Origin of the sequence: Pseudomonas sp. C6002 (genome assembly GCF_013385805.1) — a bacterium.
In the GTDB taxonomy this organism is placed as follows: domain Bacteria; phylum Pseudomonadota; class Gammaproteobacteria; order Pseudomonadales; family Pseudomonadaceae; genus Aquipseudomonas.
In genome coordinates, this window is sequence record NZ_JACAPH010000030.1 from 466,764 (window position 1) to 481,910 (window position 15,147).

The following is a 15,147-nucleotide window of genomic DNA, read 5'->3' on the forward strand; positions in this document are numbered from 1 at the left end:
CTCCCACATTTGATCTGTGTACTGTCACCCAATCGGGTTTTTGCATTTTTTTCACACCCCATCCGGATAATCCTCAGCCTCCTGCGCGCGGACCTTTTGATCCTGTGCTATCCCCTAAAGCTGACTTTCTGGAAAGCGTAATGGCCGTGCCTCTCCCCTCTGTAAAACCCACGTTGCGTTCACGCCTTGCCATGCGCTGGTATTCCTGGCTGTTCCTCGCCGGCGCGATCATTTACGGCGTGGCCTGGGCGATGCACTGGGACGACCGTGGCGTGTTGTGGCTGGCGGAGGGTTTCGAAACCCCGGCCGAGCGCCTGGAAAGCGTCTGGCTCCCGGACTACCACGCGGTGATCGACGCCAAGCTGCTGCCCGGCATGGAGAAGGACGAAGCCTCGGACCTCACCTACAACCCGCTGACCAAGACCCTGTTCTCGGTGATGGGCAAGAACCCGTTCCTGGTTGAACTGACCCTGCAAGGCGACGTGCTGCGCAAGATGCCGCTCAACGGCTGGAACAACCCGGAAGGCGTGACCATGATGGAAAACGGCCTGATGGCCGTGGTCGATGAGCGCCAGCACAGCCTGACCATCGTCAAGGTCGACCCGCAGACCCAGCAGTTGAACAAAGCCGACTTCCCGTCCTATGACCTGGGCCCGTCCAAGGACCAGAACAAAGCCTTTGAGGCGGTGACCTGGGATAAGCGCAACCAACAGCTGATCCTCGGCGAAGAACGCCCACCGGCGCTGTTCACCTGGAAAAGCGACGGCAGCCAGACCCTCTCCGGCGCCAAGCAAAAGCTCGCCAGCACTGAACTGGACATGCGTAACCTGTCGGCGCTGACCGTCGACCCACGTACCGGCCACCTGCTGGCGCTGTCGGCGGACTCCCATCTGTTGCTGGAACTGGACGAGAAGGGCGAGCAGGTCAGCTTCATGACCTTGCTGGGTGGCTTCAATGGCTTGAAAAAGACCATCCCGCGTGCCGAAGGCGTGACGATGGATGAGAACGGCACGCTGTACATGGTCAGCGAGCCGAATCTGTTCTATCGCTTCGAGAAGCAGGCGCAGTAGTTCGATTACGTCAGATTTCTCTCTATCTGCGGCATCCGCCAGACACCCGGGGCGTTTAAGTTTAAATTCAGGCGACCGTGATATTCATTCGCCAGTTTTTACTCTGAGCCCCGCCCGATGCGTCGACTTGCCCGCCCCAAACCTGCTTTTTTTATCCTGATGCTGATCGCCCTTGTGGCGTGCGGTGTGGTTGCCCAGCAATTGCGCCTGTTCGAGCGTGCCTGGTTCAACTGGCAATCCTGGCGCAATCCCGCCGGGGAGCACTCCATTGGCCTTGGGGATTACCGGGTGGCCCTGGAGGCGCAGGTGATCGACGGCCTCAATGATGATGTCTCGGCACTGACCTTTGATCCGGTGCGTAACAGCCTGTTTACCGTGACCAACAAGAACGCTGAGCTGGTCGAACTGTCCCTGGATGGCAAAATCCTGCGGCGCATTGCGTTGGTGGGGTTTGGCGACGCCGAGGCGGTGGAGTACATCAGCGACAACACCTACGTGATCAGCGACGAACGCCAGCAGCGGCTGATCAAGGTCCATGTGGATGACGACACCCAATTCCTCGATGCCGCCGACGCCGAGCAAATGACCCTCGGCGTGCACCTGGGCGGCAACAAGGGCTTCGAAGGCCTGGCCTATGACTCGGTGGGCAAGCGCCTGTTTGTGGCCAAGGAACGCGACCCGATGCTGATCTACGAGGTCCACGGCTTTCCGCATTTCAAACCGGAAAAAACCTACTCGGTGCACGTGATCAACAACCCCAAGCGCGATGCCGGGTTGTTTGTGCGCGACCTGTCGAGCCTGCAATACGACGAGCGCAGCGGTCATCTGCTGGCGCTGTCGGATGAGTCATTTTTGGTGCTGGAGCTGGATATCGACGGTCGCCCCCTGAGCAGTCTTTCACTGCTCAAGGGGCGCCATGGCCTGAAGCAGCGCGTGCCTCAGGCCGAGGGGATTGCCATGGACAACGACGGTACGTTGTACATGGTCAGTGAGCCCAATCTTTTCTATGTATTCAAAAAAACCAAGTCTTGAGTCATGTGCAGAACAAATGTGGGAGCGGGCTTGCTCGCGAATGCGGTGTATCAGGCGCCATATTCAGTGACTGACACTGCGCATTCGCGAGCCCGCTCCCACACGGGTTTTGCATTACGCCTTAAGGGTTTTTACGCCTTCCGCGGTGCCCAGCAGCAGTACGTCAGCCGGACGGGCCGCAAACAAACCGTTGGTGACGACGCCGACGATCGCGTTGATCTGGCGCTCCAGTTCCACCGGGTTGGTGATCTGCATGTTGAACACGTCGATGATGATGTTGCCGTTGTCGGTCAGCACGCCTTCGCGGTACACCGGGTCGCCGCCCAGTTTCACCAGTTCGCGGGCCACGTGGCTGCGGGCCATCGGGATCACTTCCACCGGCAGCGGGAACGCGCCGAGTACCGGCACCAGTTTGCTGGCGTCGGCGATGCAGATGAAGGTCTTGGCCACGGCCGCGACGATCTTCTCGCGGGTCAGGGCTGCGCCGCCGCCCTTGATCAGGTTCAGGTGTGCGTCGCTTTCATCGGCGCCGTCGACATAGAACTCCAGGTCGCTGACGGTGTTCAGCTCGTACACCGGAATACCGTGGCCCTTGAGCCGCGCAGCGGTGGCTTCGGAGCTGGCAACCGCGCCGTCGAACGCGCCCTTGTGCAGGGCCAGCGCATCGATAAAGCAATTGGCGGTGGAACCGGTGCCAACACCGACGATGCTTTTATCGTCGAGTTTAGGAAGGATTAAATCGACGGCGGCCTGGGCCACTGCCTGTTTGAGTTGATCCTGGGTCATGCGGGCTCCGGAACGGGCGGGGAGTAAAGAGGGGCGCGAGTATAACCCAACAAAACCTCGGTTTTCGTGTGGTCGCCCGGCCAAACGCTGGGTTAGACTCCTTGGCCCTGCCCAACCCGCCCAGTGATGCTTTCCGATGCTTGAACAGTACGTCAAAAAGATCCTCACCTCGCGCGTTTACGACGTTGCCGTAGAAACCCCGCTGCAGACCGCCCGCCAGCTCTCCGAGCGCCTGGGCAACAAGGTCTGGCTCAAGCGCGAAGACTTGCAGCCGGTGTTCTCGTTCAAGATTCGCGGTGCCTACAACAAGCTGACCCAACTGAGCGCCGAAGAACGGGCGCGTGGCGTAGTCACCGCTTCTGCGGGCAACCATGCCCAGGGCCTGGCCCTGGCGGCCAAGGTGCTGGGGGTCAAGGCCACCATCGTGATGCCCAAGACCACCCCCGAGATCAAGGTCGAAGGCGTGCGTTCCCGTGGCGGCAAAGTGGTGCTGCATGGGGATTCTTTCCCGGAAGCCCTGGCGTATTCGCTGAAGCTGGTCGACGAAAAAGGCTACGTCTACATTCACCCCTACGATGATCCGCACACCATTGCCGGGCAGGGCACCGTGGCGATGGAGATCCTGCGCCAGCACCCGGGGCCGCTGGACGCGATTTTCGTCCCGGTGGGCGGCGGCGGCCTGATTGCCGGTATCGCGGCCTACGTGAAATACCTGCGGCCCGAGATCAAGATCATCGGCGTCGAGCCGGACGACTCCAACTGCCTGCAAGCCGCCATGGCGGCGGGCGAGCGCGTGGTACTGCCGACCGTGGGCATCTTCGCCGACGGCGTGGCGGTGGCACAGATCGGCCAGCACACCTTCGACATCTGCAAGGATTACGTGGATGAAGTGATCACCGTCAGCACCGATGAAATCTGCGCGGCGATCAAGGACATCTACGACGACACCCGCTCCATCACAGAACCTGCTGGCGCCCTGGGCGTGGCGGGTATCAAGAAATACGTCGAGACCCGTGGCATCACCGGGCAAACCCTGGTGGCCATCGATTCCGGGGCCAACGTCAACTTCGACCGCCTGCGCCATGTGGCCGAGCGCGCCGAGCTGGGGGAAGGCCGCGAAGCCATCATTGCCGTGACCATCCCCGAGAAACCGGGCAGCTTCAAGGCCTTTTGCGAAGCCGTGGGCAAGCGCCAGATCACCGAATTCAACTACCGCTACCACTCAGGCCGCGAGGCGCACATTTTTGTCGGCGTGCAGACCCACCCGGAAAACGACCCGCGCAGCGCGCTGATCGCCAGCCTCACCAGCCAGGGTTTCCCGGTGCTGGACCTGACGGAAAACGAACTGGCCAAGCTGCACATCCGCCATATGGTCGGCGGCCATGCGGCGCACGTCAGCGACGAGGTGGTGTTCCGCTTCGAATTCCCGGAACGTCCGGGGGCACTGTTCAACTTCCTTAACAAATTGGGCGGGCGCTGGAACATCTCGATGTTCCACTATCGCAACCACGGCGCCGCCGATGGGCGCGTGGTGGCGGGCCTGCAAGTACCGGCGGACGAGCGTCACCTGGTGCCGGCGGCGCTGGAGGCCATTGGCTACCCGTACTGGGATGAAAGTGATAACCCGGCCTACCAGCTGTTCCTCGGTTGAGCGACTACGCTGACTGGGCGGCCTTCAAGGAATCGAGAACATGGAAACGCTGACCACCCTTAAAGTTATCCACATCGCGGCCACGGTGTTGCTGCTGCTCAGCGGCCTCGCCCTGGCAGTGCTGGCCTGGCGCAAACGCAGCGCGGGGCCGGCCTATACCGTGCAGCGGCCGTGGGTGTTTGTGTGGTTGTTGATGGGCATTTGCGTGGTGAGCATGCCGTTCACCGGCTGGTGGCTGGCGCACCTGATCGGCTGGCCGCTGGGGCAAACCTGGATCCTGGGTTCCAGCGTGATCTACACCGTGGCGGCGCTGAGCTGGTTCTGGCTGGTGGTGCGGCTTAATCGGCTGCGGCTGGGCGGGGCGGGGAGTTTGAACTTTACCGTGGCGCTGGCGGTGGTGAGCCTGGTGGGGTTTGTGGCGATTGCCGGGTTGATGGGTGCCAAGCCGGTTTAAGGCTTGAGACCGAGTTGCCTCCATTCGCGAGCAAGCCCGCTCCCACATTTGACTGCATTCCAAAGGTGGAACTCGAGCAAATGTGGGAGCGGGCTTGCTCGCGAAAGCTTTATCAGCCGCGCAGGGTGATCACCGGCCAACCACGCTTCTCAGCCTCAGCCCGCAGATTCGGATCCGGATCCACTGCCACTGCATGCGTCACCTGCTCCAGCAGCGGCAGGTCATTCATCGAATCGCTATAGAAGTAACTGTCCTCCAGGCTAAACCCGGTCTCTTCCAGCCAGCGATTCAAGCGCGTCACCTTGCCTTCGCGAAAGCACGGGATATCCGTACTGCGCCCGGTGTAACGGCCATCCTGCATCTCGCATTCCGTCGCAATCAGGGTTTCAACCCCCAGCCGCTCGGCAATCGGCGCGGTCACAAAACGGTTGGTCGCGGTGATGATCACCAGCTTGTCGCCCGCCGCCCGGTGCTTGGCCAGCAACTCAACTGCCTTGGGCAGTACGATCGGCTCGATGCAGTCGCGCATGTAGTCGCGATGCCATTCATCCAGCTGGGCCATCTCGGTGCGGCCGAGGATTTCCAGGCAGAAGTTCAGGTACTCGGCGTTATCCAGCTTGCCGGCCAGGTAGTCCTGGTAGAACTCGTCGTTGCGGGCCTTGTAGGCCACCGCGTCGAGAATCCCGCGTTCACAGAGGTAATCGCCCCAGGCGTGATCGCTGTCACCCCCCAAAAGCGTGTTGTCCAAGTCGAATAAAGCCAGGCGCATTGCAGTTACTCGCTGAAAAGTCTGTAAAAAGGCGTCCAGAATACGGTCTTTTCACAAGAGTGCACATAAGGTAAGCAGCCTCGTTGCCGCTGTATCAATCTTTGTGGAACAATGCGGTGACATGCGTTTGCGAGGTTGTTGCCGTGATCGACCCCGATGGTTTCCGTCCTAATGTCGGGATTATTCTTACGAATGATGCCGGACAGGTGCTATGGGCTCGCCGTATCAACCAAGATGCCTGGCAGTTTCCTCAAGGCGGAATCAACCCCGACGAAACCCCTGAAGACGCCTTGTACCGTGAGTTGAACGAAGAAGTAGGCCTTGAACGTGAAGATGTGCAAATTCTGGCCTGCACCCGAGGCTGGTTGCGCTATCGTTTGCCGCAACGTCTGGTGCGTACCCACAGCCAACCGCTGTGCATCGGCCAGAAACAGAAATGGTTTCTCCTGCGCCTGATCTCCAACGAGCAGCGGGTGCGGATGGATTTGACCGGTAAACCGGAGTTCGATGGCTGGCGCTGGGTCAGTTATTGGTATCCGTTGGGCCAGGTGGTGACATTCAAGCGCGAGGTTTATCGTCGCGCTCTTAAAGAGCTTGCCCCGCGCCTTTTAGCGCGCGACTGACGACGGAGTTCGACCCCGAGCCATGCTCAATACGCTGCGCAAGATCGTCCAGGAAGTTAACTCCGCCAAGGATCTCAAGGCGGCGTTGGGGATTATTGTGTTGCGCGTCAAGGAAGCCATGGGCAGCCAGGTCTGCTCGGTTTACCTGCTGGACCCCGAGACCAACCGTTTTGTCCTGATGGCCACCGAGGGCTTGAACAAGCGCTCCATCGGCAAGGTCAGCATGGCGCCCAATGAAGGTCTGGTGGGCCTGGTGGGGACGCGTGAAGAACCCCTGAACCTCGAAAACGCGGCCGATCACCCGCGTTATCGCTACTTTGCCGAAACCGGTGAAGAGCGCTACGCCTCGTTCCTCGGTGCGCCGATCATTCACCACCGCCGCGTTGTCGGCGTGTTGGTCATCCAGCAGAAAGAACGCCGCCAGTTCGACGAAGGTGAAGAAGCCTTCCTTGTGACCATGAGCGCGCAGCTCGCCGGGGTTATCGCCCACGCCGAGGCCACCGGTTCGATTCGCGGCCTGGGGCGCCAGGGCAAGGGCATCCAGGAAGCCAAGTTCGTCGGCGTGCCGGGTTCGCCGGGTGCTGCTGTCGGTACCGCCGTGGTCATGCTGCCGCCCGCCGACCTGGACGTGGTGCCGGACAAGACCGTCACCGACATCGACGCTGAAATCATCCTGTTCAAGACCGCCCTCGAAGGCGTACGCAATGACATGCGCACCCTCTCGACCAAGCTGGCCACCCAGCTGCGGCCTGAAGAGCGGGCGTTGTTCGACGTGTACCTGATGATGCTCGACGACGCGTCCCTGGGCAGCGAAGTCAAGGACGTGATCAAGACCGGCCAGTGGGCCCAGGGCGCGCTGCGCCAGGTGGTCACCGATCACGTCAACCGTTTTGAATTGATGGACGACGCCTACCTGCGCGAGCGCGCCTCGGACGTGAAGGACCTCGGTCGCCGTCTGCTGGCCTACCTGCAGGAAGAGCGCTCGACCACGTTGGTGTACCCCGACAACACCATCCTGATCAGTGAAGAACTGACCGCCACCATGCTCGGCGAAGTGCCGGAAGGCAAACTGGTGGGCCTGGTCTCGGTACTGGGTTCGGGCAACTCCCACGTCGCGATCCTGGCTCGGGCCATGGGCATTCCGACGGTGATGGGTCTGGTGGACCTGCCGTATTCCAAGGTCGACGGCATCGAAATGATCGTCGACGGCTACCACGGCGAGGTCTACACCAACCCCAGCGAAGTGCTGCGCAAGCAATACGCCGAAGTGGTGGAAGAAGAACGCCAGCTGTCCCAGGGCCTCGACGCCCTGCGGGAACTGCCGTGCGTGACCCTCGACGGCCACCGCGTACCGCTGCTGGTCAACACCGGCCTGCTGGCGGACGTGGCACGTGCACAACAGCGCGGCGCCGAAGGGGTGGGCCTGTACCGCACCGAAGTGCCGTTCATGATCAACCAGCGTTTTCCGAGTGAGAAGGAGCAGCTGGCGATTTATCGCGAGCAATTGTCCGCCTTCCATCCGTTACCGGTGACCATGCGCAGCCTGGACATTGGCGGCGACAAGTCACTGTCGTATTTCCCCATCAAGGAAGACAACCCCTTCCTTGGCTGGCGCGGTATTCGCGTTACCCTCGACCATCCTGAAATCTTCCTCGTCCAGACCCGCGCGATGCTCAAGGCCAGCGAAGGCCTGAACAACCTGCGCATCCTGCTCCCGATGATCTCCGGCACCCACGAGCTGGAAGAAGCCCTGCACCTGATCCACCGGGCCTGGGGCGAAGTGCGCGACGAAGGCGCCGACGTGCCGATGCCGCCGATTGGCGTGATGATCGAGATTCCGGCGGCGGTGTACCAGGCTAAAGAGCTGGCGCGGCAGGTGGACTTCCTGTCGGTGGGCTCCAACGACCTGACCCAGTACCTGCTGGCCGTGGACCGCAACAACCCGCGGGTGGCCGACCTCTACGACTACCTGCACCCGGCGGTGCTGCAAGCCTTGCAGAATGTGGTGCGCGACGCCCATGCCGAAGGCAAGCAGGTGAGTATCTGCGGCGAGATGGCCGGTGACCCGGCGGCGGCTGTGCTGTTGATGGCGATGGGCTTTGACAGCCTGTCGATGAACGCCACCAACTTGCCGAAGGTGAAATGGATGCTGCGCCAGATCAACCTGAGCCGGGCCAAGGAGCTGCTGGCGGAGTTGATGACTATCGACAACCCGCAAGTTATCCACAGCTCGCTGCAATTGGCGCTGAAGAACCTTGGGTTGGCGCGGATGATCAACCCGGCGTCTGCAAAGAGCCTCTAACCGGATTTCAGAGCCTGTCCCCAATCGAAATGTGGGAGCGGGCTTGCTCGCGAAAGCGGTGCATCAGTCAGCTTATGTATTGGCTGGCACGCCGCCTTCGCGAGCAAGCCCGCTCCCACATTTGGTTTGCGTGAGGTTCAGATTTTGAGTTCAACTTCACCCAACTGTCCGCCATAGGGCCCAAAACTGCGCTCCACGATATGCCGCGTACCGTCGGCATTCACAATCAGCGCCGTACTCGCCCGCGTCCCATAACTGGGGCTGGCAATAAACACACTCGACAACAAGCTCTCCGTCGCCAAGCCCACGCCGGTGTCCGGCAATTCGGCAAACGGCGCAGTCTGCGGATCGCTCAAAATCCCCAGCAAAGCTTCGGGCTGTGGATCCGCCAACACTTGCGCCAACGCCGCCTTCGCCTTCAACAGCTTCGGCCACGGCGTATCCAGCCCCGCATTGGATAGCCCATAAACCCCTGCTTCCAAGCGCGTCGGAGCGGACTCCTTGGCGTTGTAGTGCCACAACTCGTCCCGCGTCCCCAGCAACAGGTTAAACCCGGCATATTCAATCGATCTGCCGTTAACGTCGGCCAGGTAATCCTCAATCAGCAGCGAACCACTGAGAAACCGCGCCACCAATTCGCCCCGCGACTTGCGGGCCGGCGGCTGGTGCGGGTCACGAATATTGGTCAGCGCCGCAAAGCGCCCATCCGTCCCGACCCCCAGCCAGGTCCCGCCGGCTTCCTGGTCGCGCCCGGCGTAAACATGGGGCGCATCCAGCCATTGGGCCAACGGCAAACTGGGCCGGGCATAAAATTCATCACGGTTGGCCGCGACGATCAGCGGCTGGGCGTGGCCCGGCCGCCAGGCGAAAACAATCAGGCACATAAGGCGATCCCTTTGTGTTTTGCCCACTCTACCCATAGAACCCTGTGCTTTGCATCCGTTAACATGCCGGTCTGTTTTCGGGGGCTCCCATGGAATTTCTGCTGTATTTGCTGCTGGGATCCTGCGCGGGCATGCTCGCCGGGCTGTTCGGCGTGGGCGGCGGCATCATTATTGTGCCGGTGCTGGTGTTCAGCTTCACCTTGCAGGGCTTCGATCCCGCGGTGCTGACCCACCTCGCTGTCGGCACGTCCCTGGCGTCTATTATCTTCACGTCGGTGAATGCGGTGCGTGAGCATCATCGGCGCGGCGCCGTGCGCTGGCCGATCTTCGTATGGATGGCCGTGGGTATCCTGCTGGGCGCGGGCGTTGGCGCGCTGACCGCCGAGGCGATCTCCGGGCCGCATCTACAGAAGATCATCGGTGTGTTCGCCCTGGTGATCGCCGTGCAGATGACTCTGGAGCTCAAGCCCAAGGCCAGCCGCCAGGTGCCGGGCAAGCTTGGCCTGACCCTGGCGGGTGGCGTGATCGGCTGGTCGTCGGCGATTTTCGGCACCGGTGGTGGTTCGTTGACCGTGCCGTTCCTGACCTGGCGCAGCGTGCCGATGCAGCAGGCAGTGGCCACTTCGTCGGCCTGCGGCTTGCCGATCGCCCTGGCCAGTGCGTTAAGTTTCATGATTCTGGGCTGGCATGATCCGCTGCTGCCCGATCATAGTCTCGGCTTTGTGTACTTGCCGGCGCTGCTGGGCATCGCCCTGACCAGCATGGTGGCGGCCCGTTTCGGCGCGCGCCTGGCGCACCGGTTGTCGCCGCGCTTGCTCAAGCGGCTGTTCGCCGGGCTGCTGTTTTGCGTAGGGCTGAATTTTTTGCTGTAACGCAGGCTTAATCGCGCACCGGCATGGTCCGATGCGCCATGACTATTGATTTAACGAGGAGTCGCAATGCTGCCTTACCCGCAGATCAACCCGGTGGCCGTGGCCATCGGTCCGCTGCAAATCCACTGGTACGGGTTGATGTACCTGATCGGCATCGGCGGTGCCTGGCTGCTGGCTTCCCGGCGCCTGAACCGTTTCGACCCGACCTGGACCAAGGAGAAGCTCTCCGACATGGTGTTCTGGATGTCGATGGGGGTCATCGTCGGCGGACGCCTGGGTTATGTGCTGTTCTACGACCTGCCAGCCTACATCGCCAACCCGACGCTGATCTTCGAGGTGTGGAAGGGCGGCATGGCGTTCCACGGCGGGTTTGTGGGGGTGATGATCGCCGCCTGGTGGTTTGGCCGGCGTAACGGTAAGTCGTTCTTCCAGTTGATGGACTTCGTCGCACCGTTCGTGCCGATTGGCCTGGGTGCCGGGCGCATCGGTAACTTCATCAACGCCGAACTGTGGGGCAAGCCGACTGACGTGCCGTGGGCCATGGTGTTCCCGCCGTTCAGCGACCCGGCGCAGTTGCCGCGCCACCCCTCGCAGCTGTACCAGTTCGCCCTGGAAGGCGTGGCGCTGTTCCTGATCCTCTACATCTTCTCGCGCAAGCCACGCCCGACCATGGCCGTTTCGGGGATGTTCGCGTTGTTCTACGGGATCTTCCGCTTTATCGTCGAGTTCGTACGGGTGCCGGATGCGCAACTGGGCTACCTGGCGTGGGGCTGGGTGACCATGGGTCAGATTCTCAGCCTGCCGATGATCATCGCCGGCCTGGGCCTGCTGTGGTGGGCTTACAATCGCCCGCAAGGCATCAAGAACACCGCGCTTTAAATTCGAACGCCGGGGCCCGAGGGTCCCGGCTTCAACGATACAGGTATACACATGAAGCAATATCTCGAACTACTGAACGATGTCGTGACCAATGGCCTGACCAAGGGCGACCGCACCGGCACCGGCACCAAGGCCGTGTTTGCCCGTCAGTTTCGGCATAGCTTGGCCGACGGCTTCCCGCTGCTGACCACCAAGAAGCTTCACTTCAAAAGCATCGCCAACGAATTGATCTGGATGTTGAGTGGCAACACCAACATCAAGTGGCTGAACGAAAATGGCGTGCGTATCTGGGACGAATGGGCCACCGAAGACGGCGACCTGGGCCCGGTGTACGGCGAGCAGTGGGCCGCCTGGCCCACCAAGGACGGCGGCAAGATCAACCAGATCGACTACATGGTCGAGACGTTGAAGACCAACCCCAACAGCCGCCGCATCCTGTTCCACGGCTGGAACGTCGAGTACCTGCCGGACGAGACCAAAAGCCCGCAGCAGAACGCCCGGGACGGCAAGCAAGCGCTGCCACCTTGCCACCTGCTGTACCAGGCGTTTGTGCATGACGGTCATCTGTCGATGCAGTTGTACATCCGCAGCTCAGATGTATTCCTCGGCCTGCCGTACAACACCGCGGCCCTGGCGTTGCTCACCCATATGCTGGCCCAGCAGTGCGACCTGATCCCTCACGAGATCATCGTCACCACGGGCGACACCCATGCCTACAGCAACCATATGGAACAGATCCAGACCCAGCTGGCGCGCACGCCGAAGAAGCTGCCGGAACTGGTGATCAAGCGCAAACCCGCGTCGATCTACGATTACAAATTCGAAGATTTTGAAATCGTGGGCTATGACGCTGATCCGAGCATCAAGGCCGATGTAGCGATCTAAAAGCGATCTCGGTCCAAATGTGGGAGCGGGCTTGCTCGCGAATACGGTGTATCAGAAACACATTCAGTGGCTGACACTCCGCTTTCGCGAGCAAGCCCGCTCCCACATTTTTTTGTGTACACATTCAATGCCCGTGGCTTCTGCCCACATGTGAGGGCTCAGCCTCGCTGGCCGCGACACTCCCGCTGACTTCCAGCCGCTGCAAAATCCCGCACTGATCCAGATCCGGCCCGCCGCCACAGCGCTGGCGCAGGTCGAGCAACTGTTCCTGCAACGCCAGCAGCCCGTCGATCCGCGCCTTGACGTGGTGGATATGCTCGTCGATCAATGCGTTCACGCTTTCGCACTGGTCCTGAGGACTGTCACGCAGGCCCAGCAGGCTGCGAATTTCCTCAAGGGTCATGTCCAGGCTGCGGCAGTTGCGGATAAACACCAGCCGTTCGGTGTGCGCCTGGGTGTACAGCCGGTAATTACCGTCACTGCGCGCAGGCGGCGGCAGCAGGCCTTCTTTCTCGTAATAACGGATGGTTTCCACCTGGCAATCCGTCAATTTTGCCAATTCGCCGATCTTCATCGCAGCAATCTCCAAAAGGATGCTTGACCCTATAGTGGCTACAGGGTCTTTACTTGGCAACAGGCACCTTTACGGACGCGACAGAATGAGCGATTCCCTCCACACCCCGCACAAGCACGACCATGATCATGACCACGCGCACGATCACGGCCCCAAGCTCAAACCTGTGCAGAAGCACGACCATGGCAGCCATGGCGATTCCTGCTGTTCCAGCAAGGCCGCGCCGGCGCTGGTGAAGCTGACCGAAGCCCCGACAGCGGGCTCGCGGCTGAGCACCTTCCGCATCGAAGCCATGGACTGCCCCACCGAGCAGACGCTGATCCAGAACAAACTGGGCAAGCTTGCGGGTGTGCAGCAGCTGGAATTCAACCTGATCAACCGCATTCTCGGCGTCACTCACGACCTGCCGACGACCGCGCCGATCATCGACGCCATCAAGTCCCTGGGCATGCAGGCGGACCCCATCGAAGAAGGCGTCGCCCCGGCTGAGCCGCCGGCGAAGAAGCACTGGTGGCCGCTGGCTGTGTCCGGCGTGGGCGCGCTGGGTGCTGAAGTGCTGCACTTCACCAACGCAGCCCCGACGTGGGTGATTGCCCTGGTCGCGCTGATCTCGATCTTCAGCGGCGGCCTCACCACCTACAAAAAGGGCTGGATCGCCCTGAAAAACCTCAACCTGAACATCAACGCCCTGATGAGCATCGCCGTCACCGGCGCGATCCTGATCGGCCAGTGGCCGGAAGCGGCGATGGTGATGTTCCTGTTCACCGTGGCCGAGTTGATCGAGGCCAAGTCCCTGGACCGCGCACGTAACGCCATCAGCGGCTTGATGCAGATGACGCCGGAACAGGCCACGGTCCGTCAGGCAGATGGCAGTTGGGTTGAACAGGAGGTTAAAGTCATTGAACTGGGCGCCATCGTGCGGGTTCGTCCCGGCGAGCGCATTGGCCTGGACGGTGAAGTCACCTCCGGCCAGTCCACCATCGACCAGGCGCCGATTACCGGTGAAAGCCTGCCGATCGAAAAGACCGTGGGCGACAAAGTCTTCGCCGGCACCATCAACCAGGCCGGCTCCCTGGAATACAAAGTCACTGCAGCCGCCAACAACTCCACCCTGGCGCGGATTATCCACGCCGTGGAACAGGCCCAGGGCGCCCGTGCGCCAACCCAGCGTTTTGTCGACACCTTCGCCAAGGTCTACACCCCGGCGGTGTTCATCTTTGCCCTGGGTGTGGCGTTGATTCCGCCGCTGTTCATGGGCGGTGTGTGGTTTGAATGGGTCTACCGCGCACTGGTATTGCTGGTGGTCGCGTGCCCATGTGCACTGGTGATTTCCACCCCGGTGACCATCGTCAGCGGCCTGGCCGCCGCGGCGCGCAAAGGCATCCTGATCAAGGGCGGTGTGTACCTGGAGGGTGGCTACAAACTCGACTACCTGGCCCTCGACAAGACCGGCACCATTACCCACGGCAAACCGGTGCAAACCGATTACCTGGCGCTGTTCCCGAACATGGAAGACAGCGCGCCGGCCCTGGCCGCCAGTCTGGCCGGGCGTTCCGATCACCCGGTGTCCCTGGCCATCGCCAACGCGGCTGTGGATAAGAATCTCGCCGTTCACACGGTGGATAACTTCGAGGCCCTGACCGGTCGCGGTGTGAAGGGTGAAATCAATGGCGAGGTCTACTACCTGGGCAACCACCGTCTGGTGGAAGAGCTGAACCTGTGCTCGCCGGCCCTGGAGAAGAAGCTCTTCGCCCTGGAAAAACAAGGCAAGTCCGTGGTCCTGCTGCTGGACAAGTCCGGCCCGCTGGCGCTGTTCGCCGTGGCCGACACCGTGAAGGACACCAGCCGCGAAGCCATCCAGCAGTTGCATGACCTGGGCATCAAGACCCTGATGCTGACCGGCGACAACACCCACACGGCCAAGGCGATCGCCGATCAGGTGGGTATCGACCAGGCCCAGGGCGACTTGTTGCCCACCGACAAACTGCAAGCCATCGAAGCGCTCTACGCCAAGGGCCACCGGGTCGGCATGGTCGGCGACGGGATCAACGACGCCCCGGCGCTGGCCCGTTCCGAGATCGGGTTTGCCATGGCTGCTGCGGGTACCGATACCGCCATCGAGACCGCCGACGTGGCCCTGATGGACGACGACCTGCGCAAGATTCCAGCATTCATTCGGCTGTCGCGGCAAACGTCGAGTATCCTCAAACAGAACATCGCCCTGGCCCTGGTGATCAAGGCGATCTTCCTCGCGGTGACCTTCCTTGGGATGGCCACCATGTGGATGGCGGTGTTCGCCGACATGGGCGTGAGCCTGCTGGTGGTATTCAATGGTCTGCGCCTGCTGCGCAAATAGTCGATGAGAG

Annotated in this window: 14 protein-coding genes; 10 read left to right on the forward strand and 4 right to left on the reverse strand. The window is 61.3% G+C overall.

Annotated features, from left to right (window positions below; all coding sequences use genetic code 11):
- Positions 1 to 140 precede the first annotated feature (140 nt).
- Positions 141 to 1,070: an SdiA-regulated domain-containing protein gene (locus tag HX817_RS21870; RefSeq protein ID WP_177041155.1), complete on the forward strand. Its 930-nt coding sequence runs from the start codon at positions 141 to 143 to the stop codon at positions 1,068 to 1,070.
- Positions 1,071 to 1,187: 117 nt separating this feature from the next.
- Positions 1,188 to 2,102 (forward strand): SdiA-regulated domain-containing protein, encoded by a 915-nt coding sequence (locus HX817_RS21875; protein WP_177041157.1) that lies wholly within the window; start codon positions 1,188 to 1,190, stop codon positions 2,100 to 2,102.
- Positions 2,103 to 2,216: 114 nt separating this feature from the next.
- Here HX817_RS21875 and rpiA read toward each other — a convergent pair whose 3' ends face one another.
- Positions 2,217 to 2,888, reverse strand: coding sequence for a ribose-5-phosphate isomerase RpiA (gene rpiA / locus HX817_RS21880; RefSeq protein ID WP_003213836.1), 672 nt, complete (start codon positions 2,886 to 2,888; stop codon positions 2,217 to 2,219).
- Between the two features lie 136 nt (positions 2,889 to 3,024).
- Between rpiA and ilvA the strand changes: the two genes are divergently transcribed.
- The gene (gene ilvA / locus HX817_RS21885) at positions 3,025 to 4,539 is read left to right on the forward strand and encodes a threonine ammonia-lyase, biosynthetic (protein ID WP_003213834.1); all 1,515 of its coding nucleotides are present in this window, start codon (positions 3,025 to 3,027) and stop codon (positions 4,537 to 4,539) included.
- A gap of 40 nt (positions 4,540 to 4,579) precedes the next feature.
- Positions 4,580 to 4,993: a DUF2269 family protein gene (locus HX817_RS21890; protein ID WP_102370118.1), complete on the forward strand. Its 414-nt coding sequence runs from the start codon at positions 4,580 to 4,582 to the stop codon at positions 4,991 to 4,993.
- A 112-nt stretch (positions 4,994 to 5,105) separates the two neighbouring features.
- Here HX817_RS21890 and HX817_RS21895 read toward each other — a convergent pair whose 3' ends face one another.
- The gene (locus HX817_RS21895) at positions 5,106 to 5,762 is read right to left on the reverse strand and encodes an HAD family phosphatase (RefSeq protein WP_177041159.1); all 657 of its coding nucleotides are present in this window, start codon (positions 5,760 to 5,762) and stop codon (positions 5,106 to 5,108) included.
- A 143-nt stretch (positions 5,763 to 5,905) separates the two neighbouring features.
- Between HX817_RS21895 and HX817_RS21900 the strand changes: the two genes are divergently transcribed.
- Together HX817_RS21900 and ptsP are read left to right on the forward strand one after the other, a co-directional pair.
- Positions 5,906 to 6,385, forward strand: coding sequence for an RNA pyrophosphohydrolase (locus tag HX817_RS21900; protein ID WP_003176750.1), 480 nt, complete (start codon positions 5,906 to 5,908; stop codon positions 6,383 to 6,385).
- 22 nt (positions 6,386 to 6,407) lie between these two features.
- A complete protein-coding gene (gene ptsP, locus HX817_RS21905; protein ID WP_003213828.1) occupies positions 6,408 to 8,687 on the forward strand; it encodes a phosphoenolpyruvate--protein phosphotransferase in 2,280 nt (759 codons plus the stop codon).
- A gap of 137 nt (positions 8,688 to 8,824) precedes the next feature.
- On the opposite strand, the gene HX817_RS21910 is transcribed toward ptsP, so the two are convergent.
- On the reverse strand, positions 8,825 to 9,571 hold the full coding sequence (locus HX817_RS21910; RefSeq protein WP_102370116.1) for an NRDE family protein: 747 nt from the start codon (positions 9,569 to 9,571) through the stop codon (positions 8,825 to 8,827).
- 89 nt (positions 9,572 to 9,660) lie between these two features.
- Between HX817_RS21910 and HX817_RS21915 the strand changes: the two genes are divergently transcribed.
- From HX817_RS21915 to HX817_RS21925, 3 genes are all read left to right on the forward strand, one after another.
- Entirely contained in the window at positions 9,661 to 10,443 is a 783-nt protein-coding gene (locus HX817_RS21915) for a sulfite exporter TauE/SafE family protein (RefSeq protein ID WP_003213825.1), read from the forward strand.
- A 66-nt stretch (positions 10,444 to 10,509) separates the two neighbouring features.
- Complete coding sequence (lgt, locus tag HX817_RS21920; protein ID WP_003213823.1) at positions 10,510 to 11,322, forward strand: prolipoprotein diacylglyceryl transferase; 813 nt, start codon at positions 10,510 to 10,512, stop codon at positions 11,320 to 11,322.
- Positions 11,323 to 11,373: 51 nt separating this feature from the next.
- On the forward strand, positions 11,374 to 12,207 hold the full coding sequence (locus HX817_RS21925) for a thymidylate synthase (RefSeq protein ID WP_177041161.1): 834 nt from the start codon (positions 11,374 to 11,376) through the stop codon (positions 12,205 to 12,207).
- Positions 12,208 to 12,331: 124 nt separating this feature from the next.
- Here the strand turns inward: HX817_RS21925 and cadR are convergent, their stop codons facing one another.
- A complete protein-coding gene (gene cadR / locus HX817_RS21930; protein WP_017476559.1) occupies positions 12,332 to 12,781 on the reverse strand; it encodes a Cd(II)/Pb(II)-responsive transcriptional regulator in 450 nt (149 codons plus the stop codon).
- Between the two features lie 85 nt (positions 12,782 to 12,866).
- On the opposite strand from cadR, the gene HX817_RS21935 reads away from it, so the two are divergent.
- Positions 12,867 to 15,137, forward strand: a complete 2,271-nt coding sequence (locus HX817_RS21935) for a heavy metal translocating P-type ATPase (RefSeq protein WP_177041163.1) — start codon at positions 12,867 to 12,869, stop codon at positions 15,135 to 15,137.
- Positions 15,138 to 15,147: the final 10 nt, after the last annotated feature.

Coding starts and splice junctions, on each gene's coding strand:
- cadR (WP_017476559.1), bottom strand. CDS start 12,781: ATGAAGATCGGCGAATTGGCAAAATTGACGGATTGCCAGGTGGAAACC.
- HX817_RS21890 (WP_102370118.1), top strand. CDS start 4,580: ATGGAAACGCTGACCACCCTTAAAGTTATCCACATCGCGGCCACGGTG.
- ptsP (WP_003213828.1), top strand. CDS start 6,408: ATGCTCAATACGCTGCGCAAGATCGTCCAGGAAGTTAACTCCGCCAAG.
- HX817_RS21925 (WP_177041161.1), top strand. CDS start 11,374: ATGAAGCAATATCTCGAACTACTGAACGATGTCGTGACCAATGGCCTG.
- HX817_RS21875 (WP_177041157.1), top strand. CDS start 1,188: ATGCGTCGACTTGCCCGCCCCAAACCTGCTTTTTTTATCCTGATGCTG.
- HX817_RS21915 (WP_003213825.1), top strand. CDS start 9,661: ATGGAATTTCTGCTGTATTTGCTGCTGGGATCCTGCGCGGGCATGCTC.
- HX817_RS21910 (WP_102370116.1), bottom strand. CDS start 9,571: ATGTGCCTGATTGTTTTCGCCTGGCGGCCGGGCCACGCCCAGCCGCTG.
- HX817_RS21935 (WP_177041163.1), top strand. CDS start 12,867: ATGAGCGATTCCCTCCACACCCCGCACAAGCACGACCATGATCATGAC.
- lgt (WP_003213823.1), top strand. CDS start 10,510: ATGCTGCCTTACCCGCAGATCAACCCGGTGGCCGTGGCCATCGGTCCG.
- rpiA (WP_003213836.1), bottom strand. CDS start 2,888: ATGACCCAGGATCAACTCAAACAGGCAGTGGCCCAGGCCGCCGTCGAT.
- ilvA (WP_003213834.1), top strand. CDS start 3,025: ATGCTTGAACAGTACGTCAAAAAGATCCTCACCTCGCGCGTTTACGAC.
- HX817_RS21895 (WP_177041159.1), bottom strand. CDS start 5,762: ATGCGCCTGGCTTTATTCGACTTGGACAACACGCTTTTGGGGGGTGAC.
- HX817_RS21870 (WP_177041155.1), top strand. CDS start 141: ATGGCCGTGCCTCTCCCCTCTGTAAAACCCACGTTGCGTTCACGCCTT.